Below are 17,465 nucleotides of genomic sequence, written 5' to 3' on the forward strand. Positions count from 1 at the left end.
TTGACGCCTATTTGTAAACAGAACTATATTCTTTAACAGAATAATATTCTGTATTTAAAATTATAGGAAGTTAAATCATGCCAACCACCTTAGAACTTTGGAAAAAAGTGTCTGCTTTTCCTAGAGGAAAATGGACTTTCTCTCGTATGCTGTGCTTAAAAGCCCCTTATTTCGGCAGTATCTCTCCTCTATTCATTGAGTTAAAGCCGAATCATTGCGAAATTTCTATCAAGAAGAAGCGCTCAGTGCTTAATCACATTGGAACAGTCCATGCGATTGCTATGTGTAACATGGCAGAACTTGCGGGTGGAACCATGACAGAAGTGACTGTCCCTTCTACCCATCGCTGGATTCCTAAAGGCATGACCGTTGAATATTTAAAAAAGGCAGAAACAGACCTCATCGCTATTGCAACGCCTGTAGAAGCTGATTATGACTGGGAAAAAGCAGGAGAATATTTAGTAAGTGTAGATGTTTATGACACTCATAAAGATAAAGTATTTCACGCCACAATTACGATGTGGATTTCTAAAAAGAAATAAAAAAAGCCCTGAAATTATCAGGGCTTTTCAATCTTATTTTTTAAATGGGAAAGCATATTTGGCAATACGCCCTACCACTTGGCCGAACTGTTTAACAAAGCTGGCATTGTTATAGTTCAAACCATATTTTTTACAAACTGCTTCAACTTTTGGAGCCATTTGGCGATAACGACGAGCAGGAATATCTGGGAATAAGTGATGTTCAATTTGATGACTTAAGTGACCAGATAAAATATGGAATGCTTCTGAACCTTTTAAGTTAGAAGAACCACGAATTTGGCGCATATACCAGTGTCCCCGGCTTTCGTCTTGTAAAACTGTTTTTGGAAATACTTCAGCATCTTTTGTGAAGTGACCACAGAAAATAATACTGAATGTCCAAATATTACGAAGACCATTTGCAACCAAGTTTCCTGTAAATACAGGTAATGCTGCAGGACCTGCAATTAATGGGAAGAACACATAGTCTTTAAAAAGTTGTTTACCAATCTTTTTATTAACTGGTTTTAACTCTTCTAAAAACTTAGCCTTGGTCTTACGCTTGTAAAGAACACGCCCGATTTCAAGATTCTGAATTGCTACGCCCCACTGGAACAATAAGCAAAACGGAATACTATAAACCGGTTGAAGTAAGAAACCTGGTTTCCAGCGTTGCTCTGGGAATAAACGAAGCAAGCCATAACCGATGTCATCATCAATACCTTTAATATTGGTATAAGTATGATGCTTATAGTTATGCGTTTGACGCCAGTTATCAGATGTACCTACAGTGTCCCATTCATAAGTTTGACCATTAAACTTCGGATCATTCATCCAGTCATATTGACCGTGCATCACATTATGACCGAGTTCCATGTTTTCCATAATTTTAGAGAAGCCTAATAGACCTGTACCTAAAACCCATGCTGGTGGAAACCATCCGGCAAATAGACATGCACGTCCTAAAAGGCCACTGTAACGAACTGCGGCATAGACACGGCGGATATATTTAGCGTCTTTTTCACCCAAATCATCCAATACTTCTTGTTTGATCTGATCAAGCTCTTTTGCAAATGCTTCAAGTTCCGCTGGAGTCAAATCGCGATTTTTAGGATTTTTAAAATATTCGACTTTCACTGGCATATTCATAAGAGGTCTCTCTTAAAGATCAATAACTAGATCGGATTGTGCAGAGTTCACACAAATCTTAAGCAACTGGCTTGGTTCTGTATTTTGACTACCGTTCAGTAAGTTACGTGTAGAACCTTGCGCTTTACTACAAACACATTTATTACAAATTCCCATACGGCAACCATGTGTCGGCTTTACGCCTTCATGTTCAAGACTCACCAAAATGGATTGGCCTTTAGGAATTGCAATCACTTTATTAGACTGGGTTAATGTGACATTTACATAACCGACGTCATCTGCCGAGCTTTCATTCGTTAAACTAAATGCTTCCGTAAGTACGGCTGGCGCTTTTTCAAAAAGCTCTTCGACAGTTGTAACAAAGCCAGATGGACCACATGCGTAGACTGTGCTGTTTTCAATATCATCAACTAATACAAGATGTTCGGCATTTAAACGCTCATCATTTGGCGTTTCTTGCGTGTAGAACACTTGATAGCTGAAGTTTGGATTTTGCTCTGCCACTTGCTCGAAAAATTCTGTAAAAGCAGCATCAGAACGCTGTTTTACCCAATATAAAAGCTGAACCTGTACTTTTTCCAACTGCTGGCTTTGCTTAATGGCAGTAATTAAGCTCAACATTGGTGTAATACCACTACCCGCAGCTAGCATAATTAATTTTGGCGTCTGGATATTTTGTTGCATGTCGCCATAAGGCTGACCTAATTCAAAAATATCGCCGATTTTACTTTCAGCAATAAACCAGTTACTTACCACACCATCGGCAACTTTTTTAACAGTTAAACGTAAGTGCTGCGCATCGATTTGCGTCAAGCTATATGTACGTTCATAACGGCGACCTGCGATTTCTACAATAACCGGATGGTGCTGACCTGCAGCTCCCATTTTGACCAAACGGTTGCATTTTAAAGTCAGGCTCACGGTGTCATGAGCTACGAATTCTTTTTTTACAATTTGAACAAGTCCGTGCTGCACAGACCATAAAGGATTTATTTTTTGTAGCCAGAAGTTCGCCATATCCTTATCAAATACGGCTTGTGTTAATGAATTGAATAGAGAATTTCTCTTTTCGATTACTTGCATAACTGAGGGCTCTTTCGCTCTTTTTTAATTATTATACACATGTATATATATTTGTATATACAGTCGTACTTTTAATTACAATTTCACAAGTTCCCTGTCTAACGCTATAATCCACACAGTTTAAGAATATATTGAAAAACATGACCCAAACTTCACTTTCTCAGAGCCAAAATGACACGACCTCCTCACAAGATGTCATTGAAATAAAAACAGCAACGCGTTCTGTTGGAAGAAAAGCGACCATTACTAAAGAAGAACTTTTCCAAGCTGCACTTAACTTGATTGGCCCACAAAAAAGTATTGCCTCATTAAGCCTACGTGAAGTTGCAAGAGAAGCTGGCATTGCACCAAATAGCTTCTATCGTCATTTTAAAGATATTGATGAGTTAGCGATTTCACTCATTGACCGTGCTGGTATCGTTTTACGTAAAATTATTCGTCAAGCTCGTTTACGTGCATCTTTTCAAGACAGTATTATTCGCACTTCTGTCGAAATTTTTCTTCAACAGCTCGATGCTGATGAAGGTAATTTAAGTTTGCTATTGCGCGAAGGCTTTACAGGCTCTGCATCTTATAAAGCTGCTGTAGATCGTCAGCTCAACTTTTTTCAGCAAGAACTACAAGAAGATTTAATCCGTCTGGAGCGCTTAAATAACAATCACCTATATCACCCTGAACTCGTTGCAAAAGCAATTACACAACTTGTATTTCACATGGGTGCCAAGGTGATTGATCTTCCAGTGCATCAGCGTGCGGAAGTCGCCGAACAAACAATGATCATGATAAGAATGATTTTAGAAGGTGCCCGTCATCTAGACGAAGCAAAAATACGATAAATTCCACATAAAATGGTTTGCATTTTGGCAAGCCATTTTTATACAAATATACCTATTTCTTGATAAAAAGATACTTCATAGATTGAAGCAACCAACATGCAAGAGTATAAGTAATTATTATTCTAGCAATACATACCATATTTCCCCACGATATTTAGGGATTCACATGCAAAGTTTGAGTAATCGTCAAAGCCTGATTGCAAGCTATATTCTGATGGGCATTTTTTTGCTTTCGGTTATCCCCTTGCATTTATTAGCAAGTTTTTTTGCAGGCTTTCTCATTTATGAAATTATTATTAGTTTAAGCTCTGTTGTTGAACGTTATATTGATGGTCAAAGAGCTCGTGTTTTTATTAGTATTTTACTAAGCATTATTACGGTTTCACTTATTGCCTTTTTCTTTACAAGTTTAATTAGCTTTGTAGTTTATGACTTAAAAGGTGTAGGTATCCATAATATCAACAATAAAGTCGACCAAACGCTATTACACTTGCAAACCGAAATTGGTAAATATCTTCCGGGCTATATTCCTGATAGCGTTACAGAACTAAAAGATGAAATTTTCGCGTTTATGAAAGATAACGTGACTACATTAAAAAATGCCAGTTCCGATGTCTTACATAACTTTGTAACCATGATTATGGGCCTTATTATTGGTATTTTGGTGGCAATCCATGGCTTTCATCGTCGTGCACCACAGCCTGTATTTAAGTCTTTACTCATTCAACGTATTCAAAAACTATCAATTTCTTTTAGAAATGTAGTATTTGCCCAAATTAAAATTTCAGCAATTAATACGCTGCTCTTTATATTATTTGCATTCGTACTCTTGCCAATTTGGGGCGTGCACCTGCCTTTCGCCAAAACCTTAACTATTCTTACTTTCTTGTTTGGTTTAATTCCAATTTTAGGAAATTTAATTTCAAATACGCTTACCTTTATTGCTGCACTTACGGTGTCGCTTGGTCTAGCAGGTGTCGCTCTGCTCTACCTCGTATTGGTACATAAGTTAGAATATTTTATTAATGCCAAAATTATTGGACATAAAATTAATGCCAATGCATGGGAAATTTTATTAGCCATGTTAATTTTTGAGTCAATTTTCGGTTTAGGCGGGCTTATTGCAGCGCCAATCTTTTATGCCTATTTAAAACTAGAATTAAAAGATGCCAGAATGATTTAATTAAAATTTACTCAATAAAAAAGCGCCTTAAGGCGCTTTTTTATGATTCAACGCTTATGGTTTGACTACCACAAGTACTTGAATTGCTTCTGGTGTTACAGTTAAGCCATCAAGCAAGCTCAAGCCTTCTTTTTGCAACTTCTGTAAGCGCTCGATTTCGTCTTGACGAATACTTGGGTTGAACTGTTTTAAATAAGTTAAACGATCAATCTCGTATTGCCATTTATTGCCATAATGCTCTTTTGCCTGCTGTTGAAGCTGAGGCAAGCCGACTTTAGCAATATCAAGCGCTTGTCTATAACGCTCTTCGATCACTTCACGGCGAGCTTTAACCACTTGGCGACAGCTATTACCATCTAAATGGTGCAAATATGGTTTTAAAATCGTTGGATCAATCTTTTCAGATAAGTCCTGACCATTTTCACTTAACAATACGCGAATAAGCTGTTTCGGTAAGCTTGATGGCAAGTTCAAAGATTTTGGTGCAACCACATCAACTTTAAACCAAACTTCAAGTAAAACTGAACCTTGCTTTAATGCATTAGACTTAAGAACAGCAACATTGGTACTACCGAACGCTTGTGTACGGATCATTTCCATGACACTTTCAATGAACGGATGTTCTAAAGTCAAATATTGAGCATCTTCACGTAATTGTGCTTGATCGCGATAGAACGTCGCAGTCATGCCTTCTTCGTCTAAAGACAAACCCTGTACTTGCATTTGATCTGTTGGGCGAATAATAACAGTACCGTTACTTTGCTCATCAAAATCAATATTGGTTGAAGACATAAAACGCTTCACAAACATCGGTAATGTTGTGTTGTCATCGTAGTCTTCTAACGCTTGTACAATTTCTTGTGCAACGATAGGACGACATGAGTTGTATTCAAGCAAACGGTCGCGACCAGCTTGTAACTCAGTTTCCAAAGCTTGACGTTGAACATTGACTTCTTCGAGTAAATCTTCAAATGTTTGACCTTGGTCTGCAAGTAAGCAGTCTTTTAACTCAACAATAAAGTTTTCTTGCAGCGTTTGAGCTGTTGGAGAAATATTACTGAAAATATTGAGTGCTTCATTGTACCAACGGAACATGCGCTCTTGAGCGGTGCCCATTAAGTAAGGTACATGAATCTGGATACGGTTTTCTTGACCAATACGGTCTAAACGACCGATACGTTGCTCTAAAACGTCTGGGTTTGCTGGCAAATCAAATAAAATTAAGTCACTGGCAAACTGGAAGTTACGACCTTCTGAACCAATTTCAGAACATAGTAAAATTTGAGCACCATAGCTTTCTTCTGCAAAGTAAGCAGCCGCTTGGTCACGCTCAAGTAAACTCATACCTTCATGGAACATTGCGGTACGAATACCAGCATGTAAACGAAGTACACTTTCTAAAGATTCAACAACAGGACCACTACGTGCAATTAAAAGAACTTTTTTATGCTTAAGTTCTTTACGCAAAACTTCCATTAACCATGGCACACGTGGGTCATTTTGCATCCATGAACCATCAATTTGTGCTTCTTCTGGCCACATTTGCTCACGCAATTTACCATCTTTTGACCAATCTTCTGGCGCTGGTAAAGGTGCAGGCTGGCAATCACGACCCGGGAAACCTTGAATCGCTTCACGTGTATTACGGAATAAAATACGACCTGTACCATGACGGTCTAACAACTCATGAATCGCTCTGAAACGTTGTTCAGGCTGATCTTCAATTGAATGGCCCAATAAACCTTCTAAAGCTGTTAAATGCTCTTGAGTTAAAGGTTCATCTGACATCAATACTTCTGCAACTTGAGCAGTTTGCTGATATTGAGCTTCTTCATCTAAGAAACGCTCTAAGCTGCTAAAACGCTGAGGGTCTAACAAACGTAAGCGTGCAAAGTGACTTTCTACACCAAGCTGTTCAGGTGTTGCTGTAAGCAACAATACACCAGCTGTGCTTTCAGCAAGCTCTTCAACCAAGTCGTAACGATCGTTGCCGCCTTCTTCTTCGCTCCACATCAAGTGATGCGCTTCATCGACTACAAGCAAATCGAAACCAGCTTCTAACGCTTGCTCACGCAAGTCGTCATGGTCAACCATCAAGTCTACGCTGGCAATAATGCATTGCTCAGTTAAGAACGGGTTGAGTTCTGGATCATGTTCTTTAATAGACGCAGTACGGGTTAAATCGAACAGAGAAAATTGCAAGTTGAAACGGCGACGCATTTCAATCATCCACTGATATTGCAGTGAATCAGGAACTAAAATGAGAATACGTTCAGAGCGGCCAGTTTTAAGCTGTTGGTGGATAATTAAACCAGCTTCAATTGTTTTACCTAAACCAACTTCATCGGCTAGTAAAACACGCGGTGCGAAACGCTTACCAACCTCATGTGCGATATAAAGCTGGTGTGGAATTAAACCTACACGTGCACCAACCATACCGCGTAACGGGCTAGTTTGCATTTGCGACTGCATGAGCATGGCTTCAATGCGTAGGTCATACCACTCTTTATAATCAATTTGACTCGCGAGCAAACGATCTAAAGGTTTTGATAACTGAATTTGGGCGCCAATACGTGTTTCATTGAGCGCTTTACGTTCTTGTTCGCCATTTTCTAAGGTACGAACCACGTTATAACGTAAAACACCATGACGGTCTTCAACCGACTCAACAATCCATTTCTGGCCTTCTTGGTCTTGAACTTCATCATTCGTATTGAAGATGATGCGAGATAGCGGTGCGTTATTACGTGCATACACACGCGTTTCATCGCTTTTGGGGAATAAAATGCTGACAGATCTTTCGTCTACATCAATAAGAACGCCTAAACCGAGCTCAGTCTCTGTATCTGATAGCCAACGTTGACCAATAGCATACTGCTGCAATTTTTCCACCTTTTTCTCAAGTTCGCACTACATATTGTACGATGCAAATTAGCTTATTTTTGCATCTTTTTATGTAGTCTTTAAAGCAAAATTTTGCAGCAAAAGCATTTAAATTGTTTTGCCACAAAAATTACTCATTGAAAGTTTTTACATTAAAACGGTACGGGACAGTTAAAAGTTAATGATTCCCCTGTCACAGGGTGATTAAAGCTTAACTGTTTAGCATGCAAGCACAGACGAGGAACAAGTAATTGTTCCGGTGTTGCATACAATGTATCACCTACAATTGGATGTCCCAGATATTGCATGTGTACACGGAGTTGATGAGAACGTCCGGTAATCGGTGTTAATTTGACACGTGTAACCGGTTGTCCCTGAATCTGGAAATGTTCTACCGCCTGCCAATGTGTTAAAGCAGGCTTGTTATGAGAAGCATCGACAACATGCAAAGGCGGTCGACTTGGGTCATAGACTACAGGGATATCAACTGTGCCCTCACCCTCTAGATGACCTGCGACTAACGCTTCATATATTTTCGAAGTTTGACGGTCTTGAAATTGGCGCGCAATCGCACTTTGTCCACGCTTGGATAACCCAAAAACCAAAATACCTGAGGTATCACGGTCAAGGCGGTGAATGAGCAAAGTTCGTGGTTCAATTGCCACCAGTCTTGTCAAAACGCTGTCATGTAAATCACCTTTCCCTGGCACACTCAAAATGTCCGAAGGTTTATGAATCACCATAAAATCATCATCACGATAGATCAGATGTTCACTTAGAAAATCACTCAAAGTTGTATTCCCAAGGCAAGATGAAAAACAAGCGGGCAATAATAAAAAGCTTACGTCCGAATTACAATGCCGTTCGGGTAAATTAACGACAGAATTTGCAAATAATATGAATCACTTTATGACTAAAGCCACTCAGCGCTTCAATAACTGCATAATATGTTGCATTGTAGGTGTTTGCATGAGCTCTTCAACGCTCAAGCTCGCACCATTCGCACGCCACAATTCCACCAGATAATTGACACCCGAAGCATCTAAACCATAGTTTCTTAAATCTATTTCGGGATGAAGTTCCATTGGATGCCGTCCAACTTGTTCAGCAACTGCCAATAAAATTCCTTTATCTGACAAGATTTGAGATGAAGGTGCACTTAAAGACCATAACCGCATTAAAGTCAGTGTGTTTATATGTTGAATGGAGTCAAAACTGATTTTTTCAATCCACTGTATATGCTGCTCTAAACTACCTGCCAAGATCGCATCATTGACTACAGCGACCTGATCTGTAATTGATAAGACAAGCTGCATAACTTGCTTAAATAGCGGTGATAAATTCCCCGCCATAAATACCTGTGCTTTCGTATTTGATGATAGCTGCTGCCCAAGCTGTAACATAGTTTGCTGAAGCTGAGATGAATGAATCATCATGACTGGAATTTCGAGCGCCTGTGCTCTTTTGCTTAGCATTTCTAAATGATCAGCCAACGGTTGATGCGCCCAGTCAGGTGCATTTTCAAGCTCATTTAGCCCAACAATAAGCAAAATACTGTGCGTAGATTCAATAGGCCAATTTGAAGTACTTGCCGCTAATTGGATTTTTCGAGGTAAGGGATAAAACATTGTTCTCTACATATATAAATAGCTCAAATTAAAAAGCCCGTTTTAAACGGGCTTTTTTGTGCTTACTTCATTTCGGCAAATGTTTCTTTAGCAGCTTGAATCGTATATTCAATATCTTCATCAGAATGTGCAGATGAAATAAAGCCAGCTTCAAATGCTGACGGTGCCAAGTTTACACCACGCTTTAACATGCCATGGAAGAACTTTTTGAAAGCTTCAATATCACACGCTAGCATAGAGTCAAAGCTTGTAATGTCTTCTTGGTCAGTAAAATACAAACCGAACATTGCACCGGCTTGCTGAGTTTTAAATGGAATACCCACTTCATCTGCTGCTGCTTGTAAACCTGCAAGTAACTTTTCAAGTTGCGCAGATAACTTGCTATAAAAGTCGGGTTGACGTAAATGTTTAAACATTTCGATACCCGCACGCATCGCAAGTGGATTACCAGATAAAGTACCTGCTTGATATACACCACCTAAAGGTGCGATGCATTCCATGATTTCACGCTTACCGCCAAATGCACCTACAGGTAAGCCTGCACCAATAATTTTACCTAAAGTTGTTAAATCAGGTTTAACGTTATAAACCGATTGCGCACCGCCTAAAGCAACACGGAAACCTGTCATTACTTCATCAATAATAAATACAGATTTGTATTCATCACAAATATCGCGAATCGCTTGTAAGAAACCATCAATTGGTTTCACCATATTCATGTTACCCGCGACCGGTTCAATAATGACGCCCGCAATTTCATGGCCAAATTTAGCAAAACATTCTTTTAATGCAGCAATATCGTTATACGGCAGCGTTAAAGTATGTTTAGCAAAATCGACTGGAACACCTTTTGAAGTTGGCTCACCTTCACCTAAAGTCAGCAAACCCGAACCCGCTTTTACTAAAAGTGAGTCAGAGTGGCCGTGGTAACAACCTTCAAACTTTACGATTTTGTCACGGCCAGTATAACCACGCGCTAAACGAATAGCCGTCATGGTCGCTTCTGTACCAGAGTTTGTCATGCGCACCAATTCAATTGATGGCATGATTTCACAGATAATATCTGCCAATGTTGTTTCATGAACAGTCGGCGCACCAAAGCTTAAACCATCTTCTGCTGCTGTTTGCACAGCCTTAATAATTTCAGGATGAGCATGACCTAAAATCATTGGTCCCCATGAACCAACATAGTCAACATAGCGCTTACCGTCTACATCCCACAAATAAGCACCTTTGGCTTTCTCGATGAAAACAGGTGTTCCTCCAACGCCATTAAAGGCACGTACCGGAGAGTTCACACCACCTGGAATGTGTTTGCTGGCTTGTTTAAATAACTGTTCTTGCTTTGGAGATAAACTCATGGAAATGCTCGTCTTAAATATCTAAAAAATAATTTTGAAAGCTTAAGAAAATAATTGTGCCCACGCCTGTACACGGGCAGGAATTTCAGCAGTTGATCGACCTAATATATCACTAATGACTGCACAGAGGTCAGCTCCGGCGTCAATCACGGGTTTTGAATTTTCAACAGTTAAACCACCAATTGCACAAATAGGTAAATCATATTGAGCGGCGGCTTGCTTAATCACTTCAATGCCGACATTGCCTGCTTCTGGTTTTGTGGCAGTCGCATAAACGGCACCAAATGCAATATAAGTCGCACCATCTGCAATTGCTTTTTGTGCAAGTTCTAATGAGTTTAGGCAAGTCCGACCAATAATGACACCTTCAGGAAGTTTCGATTTTGCATCTGTGATTTCACCGTCACTTTGTCCTAAATGCACACCTAAACCAAACTGTGCAGCCAGTTGTAAGTCATCATTAATGACAAAAGGAACCTGATATTTTTCACACAAGTGCTTGATCTGTTCAACTTCGGCGGGTTGGTCTGTTTTGTCTACTTTTTTACGGCGGTACTGTAAAATTGCGATTTGACGGGTTGCGAGTGCTGCGTCTAGTTTTTCTAATAATAATTGGATTGGGTCATCATTGGTAATGAGGTATAAACCGCGCATACTCTACTCTCGCTTTAAAAAACTTCGCTAGTATAACGGATTTATAGATCATCATAAGTACCGATTGATCTGGCTCGCCTAGTACCAATCGGTATATTCAAAAGAAATGAAAAATTAGCTCGGAATTTTATCGCGCTTACGATCAATCAAACTTAATCGACCAGTCGCCACATCTGAAAGCATTCGCCAGTCAGAAACAAAGCTATAAAGTGGCTGTTTAAAGCTCGCAGGCTTATTTTTTTCAAACATAAAATGCCCAACCCATGCACATGCATAGCCTGAAACTAAACCATAAAGTGCATATTTCGCCTGTTTTTTACGAATGGCTTTTGAAAAAAAGTATATGCCAATGCTACTGCCCACCACATGTAAGCGTCTGCTCATGATGTTACGGTGTTCGGTTAAATAAAAACGATAAAATTCCTGATAGTTTTTAATCGGTAATTCAAACTCTGGCTGAGCTTCATGATTGAAGTTTACTGGTGCATTCACGATCATCTTCCTGATTTTTATTTGATCAAAACATCACCTGATTGTACACCCAAAAGAAAGACGAGCGTGATATGTAGCTTTGTAACTTTCTCTATCAAAACCATGCTTTTTCGTACTAAGCTATTATACTTATTCAAGATAGTTTAAATACCTGATTCAGGGAGATCCATTATGGTTGAAGTTGAGCTTAAGTTTCAGTTACCTGAATCGAAGAAAAAAACTGTCCAGCAATACTTAAAAAAGCATAAAGCACAGCAAATTCACCTACAGGCAAAATACTACGACACGCTAGACCGCTTACTTGCAAAAAATGGTATGGCGCTGCGTTTACGTAAAGAAAATGATTTATGGGTGCAAACCTTTAAAGCTGCGGGTCAAAGCCATTTACACCGCGTTGAAGAAGAAGTCTTTTTAGGTCAATGCGACCAAGCACCTGATTTAAACCTTGAGCTCTATAAAGACAATAAAACAGTCACCGATTTACTGACTCAGGTGCTAGGCACAGAAGTTGAAAAGCTAAGCTTGCAGTTCGAGACTGATGTACACCGTACCTATCATGTATTTGAAGCAGATGACACCGCTATTGAAGTTTGTCTGGATGACGGCGTAGTAAAAACGCCAACCACACAAAGTAAAATTTGCGAAGTCGAATTTGAACTGAAACAAGGTGCTGTTAAAACCCTGATTCAGTTTGCGCATCAATGGATTGATCGTTACGAGCTATGGCTCGATGTAAGAAGTAAAGCCGAACGCGGCAACTTACTGGCATTAGGAAAAGCTGTTTCCCCTGCTGTACATGCAAAAAGCTTGAATTTAGACAAAGACATTTCAGCCGAACAGGCGCTTAAAAAGATTGTTGAAAACTGTTTAGGGCAGTTCCTACCCAATATGGCTGCTATTGCAGATGAAGTGGCCGAAGCTGAACATATTCATCAGGCACGTGTGAGTTTACGTCGATTACGTAGCGCACTTAAACATTTTTCTACATGGTCAAACGAGTTAAACCCAGCTTGGGAAGAGCAAATTGCCGAACTGTTCCGCCAGCTTGGCGACACGCGTGATGAAGATGCCGTTCGTACAGAAATTTTACCTATGATTGTGCAGCATGGCTCACCTGAGCTTTTGCTTCCTGTTTCTTCTGAGCAGTCTTTAAAAAACCTTGCCACTCGCTTTAAGTCAGCAGACACCATTAAACTTGTGCTCGCATTATTGGCATTTGCTTATTCAGATGAAAACAGCCAAAGCACGCATAGAAAATTGAAAAAACATATAGAAAAAAGCTTAGATAAATTACATCACCAAGTGGTAAGTCAGGCTAAGCATTTTACGGAGCTTGAAGTCACTGATCAGCACAAAATACGCAAAAAAGCCAAACAGCTACGTTACTGCATCGAATTTATATCGAGCTTATACCCGCGTAAAAATGTTCAACAGTTTTTAAAGCACTTACAACCCCTACAAAATACTTTAGGGTTTTATAACGACCTGTTTATTGCCGAAGATATATTTAACAAGGCAATTGAACATGACCCACATTTTTGGTTTGCGCTTGGGTGGATTAAAGCCAAACAGCCTTATTTACAAAATCAGTCTTCCGAAGCACTGCTTAGCTTTAAACAAGCCAAAACGTTTTGGTAAGGTTCTTAAAGTCGCGGCATATATGTCGCGACTTTTTATCGGTATTTACCAAATACTTTCCATACGCCATTATCTGCTAATGGGTCATTATAACTATCGCTACGCTGCTTTCTTGGCTTATCGCGGGCATCGACAAGTTTAAAATGTGGTTCAACCCCGAGCACAATACCATTGGTATAAAACCGTGAACGGGTATATTCACTTTGACCATGCTGGAACACATAAGTCCTTAAATCGATAAATTCACGGTGGGCAACCAGTGCGGCGGTATCGTCACTCTGCAACCATTCTTGCATGGTAAAAATCTGGTCTGTCTCAAACTGCCCGCATTTTTCTATGAGACTTGCCACACCACGGAAAGTTTTCGATTCTTTTGCACGTGTTTTATTAATACGAATTCGGTCTACATGAAAAAAGAATAAAGGTAGGTTTAAGTGGCTCGGCAAATGAATGGCATCAGGTAATTCATCTTCCATAAAAGGCTGAAAAAGCTCTTGTGCCCTTTCGATTAAATCTTTCCACTGCTGGTAATAGGCCAAAACTTCGTCTTGTAAACCATAATAAATTGGCAGCCCTTCTACATGTTCCAAATATTGGGGCGGAAAAATATGCTGGCGTAATAAAGCAATGTCTGTTTTTAGACTTTGAATAGCAATTGCATCTTGCATACTAACCCCCCATACTTAGGCTATTTACAGACTAAGGCAAAGGTTTTGTTTCCGCAAGGCTTTGCCTATAATAAGCAGCTCTATTTTTGCGGGAATAAGTCATGTCTCATAAGATTAATGCAACAGATATTACTGAAGAAGAAGCGTTAAATGCTGTTTTCTTTGAGCGTGCGGATGAATTCATTAAACAAGCGAATGATTTTTGTCGCCCGCCTAAAGGCCAAAAGCCTGACCCTGCCGAGCTTCGCGGCCAAGTGAGTGCAGCCATGTTATTTGCCACTGCCCGTTTTAATACATGGGTTGCTGCAAACAACTTTAAAGATGGCAATGAAATGCGCGATGCAAAAGAGCAAGTCATGTCTTATCTGCTTCAGCAATTTCAAATGATGCTTGAAGATAACTTTGATGAATATTGCGAGCAGTTCGAAAACTACTTACGTTTCCGTAAGAATGAAGATTTCCATGCTCACAAACATGATCATGATCATTAATCAGTTTTAAATACCCAAATAAAAAGCCACTTTACGTGGCTTTTTATTTATAAGGCTATTTTACTGCTTTTGAGGTTGACCATATTGGTCAGCCATCACTTCCACAAGATTTGAAAGTTTAATATATTTTTTAATGACAGCATTTACATCAGCCACAGTCAGCTTTGTTAAATCTTGATCATGCTTAACACGGTCAAGTAATGTTTTACCTGACTCAAGCTCAAGATTCAGCATACCGTGAATATTGCGCTCGTCTTCTAATGCAGTAACACGTTTTTTCATGAGATCTGCTTTCGCTGCTGCAAGCTCTTGCTCGGTAATTCCCTTGGTGATCAAGTCATTAAGTACCTTATGAACAGAGGCAGTAACTTGCGCTGAACGCCCAGCCGTATAGTTTGCACTAATACTTAATGCACCCACATTGGTATCTTGATCGAGTTGCAGACCTGTGCCAAAACCATATACCAATGCATTTTTCTCACGAAGCTCTTGAGCCAAACGTGATGAAATTTGAGAATCACCCAAAATGTAATTCATTAAAATTAAGGCAGATGCATCTGGATGGTTTTTACCAACTGGCAACGTGAGTACGCTTTGGTAACTACCAAATTCACGCTGTTCAGATAAAGCATGGACTTGCTGAGCAGGATAATCTACATGCTTAATCAAGATTTTTTCATACGGCTGTTTACTGTTCCAGCTTCCGAACTCTTGATTCAATAGCTTTTTCATTTTCTTGGCATCGAATGAACCTGTAATCGCAATTTGCGCATGGTTCATTGCAAAGAAATGCTCATACAGCTCTTTAACCTGTTCTTGAGTCACATTCTTTAATTGTTTTTTAGCCAGCTCAGGTTCAAAGTGATAACGCAAATCACCCGGTTGGTATTCTTCAAGTAAACGTGACAAGGTTAAACCAGCCACCACATCCGGTTCTGTATAAGGACGATCAAGGCTCGATAAGCTTTGAGACTTAATTAAATCGAATTGAGATTGTTCAAATTTAGGGTTTTTCATGACCTCTAAAACAAACTTGAAGAACTCATCAAATTTTTCAGTTTTAGATTGAATGTTAATGGTCATGCCATTGCCGTCAGCACTTGCATAAGCTGCACCGCCTGCATCAATCGACTTATCAGCAATATCTTGCAAGCTATATTTGTCAGAACCACGCAGTAACAAATACGACGTTAAATCAACAACCGTGCCTTTATCAAATAAAGATTTTTCCGTACCAAAATCCATCGTAATAGTGGCATAAGTACGATCATCACGGGTTTCTACAGGGAACAAAGCATACTTCATTCCATTTTTAAGTTTGCCGCGGCTAATCTTTTTCTCATTACTTTCAGCATATTGCTTAGAAGTTTTTAAGAACTCGGCAACTTCTTGTTGATAAACTTTCGGGTCTTTTAAAGGCTCTGGTTTAACATCGGTTTGATCTAAAGTTTTAGGCTTATCTTTTGGATCAAGTTGCAAAGCTTTCTTTTGATCTTCTGGTGTCGGCAAAATATCGCCATCAATACGATGCCCAGCAACAAGGAACTGTTTTAAGGTTTGATTGACTTCGTTGAGCTTCACTTTCTCAACTGCATCTAAATCTTTAAAATATTGATCCCATTTGCCGCCTGCGACGCTGTAATCACTTAAACGAGAACCCAAAGCAACGGCGTCTTTATTAATTAACTCGCCTTGTGTTTTCATTAAACTTTTTACACGATTTAGCTCGGTTTCCGTAAAAGGTTTACCCTTTTCGATTCCGCTGAGCAACGCACTTTCAACCTTGTTAGGGTCATTTTTTGGTGAATAGACAGCACCTAAAAACACCACATTAAAATCTTGATCTAACCAAGTTGACGCCTGAACATCTGTGCTAATACCTGTTTCAACCATGTTCTGGTACAAATGACCACTTGGCTGCATGGTATATAACATGGGTGCTAAAGCCAGTGTCGGCTGAATTTTGACGTTTTTTCCATTCATATAAATATGGAATTTGGCTAAATCACTGCCCTTTTTCACCACAAATTCGCGATCTTTCATTTTTGTGGAATCTAATACCGGCACTTGAACTGGCTTAGGCACAGCCCGTGCAGGAATCGGGCTAAAATATTGGTCAATTGTTTTTAAAATATCAGTTTTATCAAACTTACCAGAAACGACCATCACCGCATTATTCGGCGCATACCAACTGCGGTAAAACTGATTCAATTCCGGCATTTTAATAGATTTAAGTTCAGGTAAATCACCAATTGGTAATCGTCCTAAATACTTGTTCCCATAAGCCGATTTCCACATTTGATCCATCAGAACAGCAAATGGCTGATCCATACGGACTTCACGTTCGCGCTTAACAATTTCAATTTCAGAAGGAACGAATTTTTCTTGTAAAACCAATTTGTCCATACGCTCAGATTCGAGATACAACACTTCATCAAGTGCAGTTTTTTCTGGACGAACAATATTGGTATATTTGGTCGAATAATAATCCGTGCTTGCGTTAGTCATTAAGGTATATTGATCTAAACGGCGCTGGAATTCTTCACCCTTCACATTTTGCGTACCTTTAAATGCCAAATGTTCGAGTAAATGAGCTAAGCCACTTTTACCTTGTGGATCGTTTAAAGAACCCGTCAAATAAATAGTATTAATAAAGATTTTATTTTCTTTGTCATTCGGTGCAAGAACTACCCGAAAACCATTATCTAATTTATATTCCTCAATATTTTGCTTACTTTTTACTAATGTCGTTTGTGCCAAAGACGCAGCACTTATACCAAGAATACATAGGGAGAGTGTCAGTTGTTTAAACTGCATAAACATAGAAATACCAATTAATTTGAATAATTAAAAATCAATAGTCGTGGCCCTATAGTAG

General features: G+C 39.3%; 15 protein-coding genes. 5 read left to right on the forward strand and 10 right to left on the reverse strand.

Annotation, left to right across the window (positions count from 1 at the left end; genetic code table 11):
• The first annotated feature begins 77 nt into the window (after positions 1-77).
• The gene (locus ABLB96_RS15705) at positions 78-542 is read left to right on the forward strand and encodes a hotdog fold domain-containing protein (RefSeq protein WP_348895383.1); all 465 of its coding nucleotides are present in this window, start codon (positions 78-80) and stop codon (positions 540-542) included.
• Positions 543-575: 33 nt separating this feature from the next.
• Here the strand turns inward: ABLB96_RS15705 and ABLB96_RS15710 are convergent, their stop codons facing one another.
• Positions 576-1,670, reverse strand: coding sequence for an acyl-CoA desaturase (locus tag ABLB96_RS15710; RefSeq protein WP_348895385.1), 1,095 nt, complete (start codon positions 1,668-1,670; stop codon positions 576-578).
• A gap of 12 nt (positions 1,671-1,682) precedes the next feature.
• Positions 1,683-2,753: a ferredoxin reductase gene (locus tag ABLB96_RS15715; RefSeq protein WP_348895386.1), complete on the reverse strand. Its 1,071-nt coding sequence runs from the start codon at positions 2,751-2,753 to the stop codon at positions 1,683-1,685.
• A gap of 140 nt (positions 2,754-2,893) precedes the next feature.
• Between ABLB96_RS15715 and fabR the strand changes: the two genes are divergently transcribed.
• Positions 2,894-3,589: an HTH-type transcriptional repressor FabR gene (gene fabR, locus ABLB96_RS15720; RefSeq protein ID WP_348895387.1), complete on the forward strand. Its 696-nt coding sequence runs from the start codon at positions 2,894-2,896 to the stop codon at positions 3,587-3,589.
• Positions 3,590-3,755: 166 nt separating this feature from the next.
• Positions 3,756-4,772, forward strand: coding sequence for an AI-2E family transporter (locus ABLB96_RS15725; protein ID WP_348895388.1), 1,017 nt, complete (start codon positions 3,756-3,758; stop codon positions 4,770-4,772).
• Between the two features lie 54 nt (positions 4,773-4,826).
• Here ABLB96_RS15725 and rapA read toward each other — a convergent pair whose 3' ends face one another.
• The 6 genes from rapA to ABLB96_RS15755 form a co-directional block, all read right to left on the reverse strand.
• The gene (rapA, locus tag ABLB96_RS15730) at positions 4,827-7,664 is read right to left on the reverse strand and encodes an RNA polymerase-associated protein RapA (protein WP_348895389.1); all 2,838 of its coding nucleotides are present in this window, start codon (positions 7,662-7,664) and stop codon (positions 4,827-4,829) included.
• A gap of 143 nt (positions 7,665-7,807) precedes the next feature.
• Complete coding sequence (locus ABLB96_RS15735; protein WP_348895390.1) at positions 7,808-8,446, reverse strand: RluA family pseudouridine synthase; 639 nt, start codon at positions 8,444-8,446, stop codon at positions 7,808-7,810.
• A gap of 132 nt (positions 8,447-8,578) precedes the next feature.
• On the reverse strand, positions 8,579-9,283 hold the full coding sequence (locus ABLB96_RS15740) for an acyl carrier protein (RefSeq protein WP_348895391.1): 705 nt from the start codon (positions 9,281-9,283) through the stop codon (positions 8,579-8,581).
• Positions 9,284-9,345: 62 nt separating this feature from the next.
• Entirely contained in the window at positions 9,346-10,644 is a 1,299-nt protein-coding gene (gene hemL, locus ABLB96_RS15745) for a glutamate-1-semialdehyde 2,1-aminomutase (RefSeq protein ID WP_348895392.1), read from the reverse strand.
• Between the two features lie 42 nt (positions 10,645-10,686).
• Complete coding sequence (gene thiE / locus ABLB96_RS15750) at positions 10,687-11,298, reverse strand: thiamine phosphate synthase (protein ID WP_348895393.1); 612 nt, start codon at positions 11,296-11,298, stop codon at positions 10,687-10,689.
• Between the two features lie 114 nt (positions 11,299-11,412).
• Positions 11,413-11,796 (reverse strand): DUF962 domain-containing protein, encoded by a 384-nt coding sequence (locus tag ABLB96_RS15755; protein ID WP_348895394.1) that lies wholly within the window; start codon positions 11,794-11,796, stop codon positions 11,413-11,415.
• Between the two features lie 165 nt (positions 11,797-11,961).
• Here ABLB96_RS15755 and ABLB96_RS15760 point away from each other — a divergent pair, with 165 nt between their 5' ends.
• The gene (locus ABLB96_RS15760; RefSeq protein WP_348895395.1) at positions 11,962-13,428 is read left to right on the forward strand and encodes a CHAD domain-containing protein; all 1,467 of its coding nucleotides are present in this window, start codon (positions 11,962-11,964) and stop codon (positions 13,426-13,428) included.
• Positions 13,429-13,463: 35 nt separating this feature from the next.
• Here the strand turns inward: ABLB96_RS15760 and ABLB96_RS15765 are convergent, their stop codons facing one another.
• On the reverse strand, positions 13,464-14,096 hold the full coding sequence (locus tag ABLB96_RS15765; RefSeq protein ID WP_348895396.1) for a hypothetical protein: 633 nt from the start codon (positions 14,094-14,096) through the stop codon (positions 13,464-13,466).
• 101 nt (positions 14,097-14,197) lie between these two features.
• Here ABLB96_RS15765 and ABLB96_RS15770 point away from each other — a divergent pair, with 101 nt between their 5' ends.
• Positions 14,198-14,587, forward strand: a complete 390-nt coding sequence (locus tag ABLB96_RS15770; RefSeq protein ID WP_348895397.1) for a DUF3144 domain-containing protein — start codon at positions 14,198-14,200, stop codon at positions 14,585-14,587.
• Between the two features lie 60 nt (positions 14,588-14,647).
• On the opposite strand, the gene ABLB96_RS15775 is transcribed toward ABLB96_RS15770, so the two are convergent.
• Positions 14,648-17,410, reverse strand: coding sequence for a pitrilysin family protein (locus ABLB96_RS15775; protein WP_348895398.1), 2,763 nt, complete (start codon positions 17,408-17,410; stop codon positions 14,648-14,650).
• Between the last annotated feature and the right edge of the window lie 55 nt (positions 17,411-17,465).

Source organism: Acinetobacter sp. XH1741, from assembly GCF_041021895.1.
In the GTDB taxonomy this organism is placed as follows: domain Bacteria; phylum Pseudomonadota; class Gammaproteobacteria; order Pseudomonadales; family Moraxellaceae; genus Acinetobacter.

Excerpts from the sequence above, each read along its gene's own strand:
- ABLB96_RS15755 (WP_348895394.1), bottom strand. The coding sequence starts at position 11,796 with ATGATCGTGAATGCACCAGTAAACTTCAATCATGAAGCTCAGCCAGAG.
- ABLB96_RS15740 (WP_348895391.1), bottom strand. The coding sequence starts at position 9,283 with ATGTTTTATCCCTTACCTCGAAAAATCCAATTAGCGGCAAGTACTTCA.
- ABLB96_RS15710 (WP_348895385.1), bottom strand. The coding sequence starts at position 1,670 with ATGAATATGCCAGTGAAAGTCGAATATTTTAAAAATCCTAAAAATCGC.
- fabR (WP_348895387.1), top strand. The coding sequence starts at position 2,894 with ATGACCCAAACTTCACTTTCTCAGAGCCAAAATGACACGACCTCCTCA.
- ABLB96_RS15765 (WP_348895396.1), bottom strand. The coding sequence starts at position 14,096 with ATGCAAGATGCAATTGCTATTCAAAGTCTAAAAACAGACATTGCTTTA.
- ABLB96_RS15760 (WP_348895395.1), top strand. The coding sequence starts at position 11,962 with ATGGTTGAAGTTGAGCTTAAGTTTCAGTTACCTGAATCGAAGAAAAAA.
- ABLB96_RS15715 (WP_348895386.1), bottom strand. The coding sequence starts at position 2,753 with ATGCAAGTAATCGAAAAGAGAAATTCTCTATTCAATTCATTAACACAA.
- hemL (WP_348895392.1), bottom strand. The coding sequence starts at position 10,644 with ATGAGTTTATCTCCAAAGCAAGAACAGTTATTTAAACAAGCCAGCAAA.
- thiE (WP_348895393.1), bottom strand. The coding sequence starts at position 11,298 with ATGCGCGGTTTATACCTCATTACCAATGATGACCCAATCCAATTATTA.
- ABLB96_RS15725 (WP_348895388.1), top strand. The coding sequence starts at position 3,756 with ATGCAAAGTTTGAGTAATCGTCAAAGCCTGATTGCAAGCTATATTCTG.
- ABLB96_RS15775 (WP_348895398.1), bottom strand. The coding sequence starts at position 17,410 with ATGTTTATGCAGTTTAAACAACTGACACTCTCCCTATGTATTCTTGGT.
- ABLB96_RS15770 (WP_348895397.1), top strand. The coding sequence starts at position 14,198 with ATGTCTCATAAGATTAATGCAACAGATATTACTGAAGAAGAAGCGTTA.
- ABLB96_RS15705 (WP_348895383.1), top strand. The coding sequence starts at position 78 with ATGCCAACCACCTTAGAACTTTGGAAAAAAGTGTCTGCTTTTCCTAGA.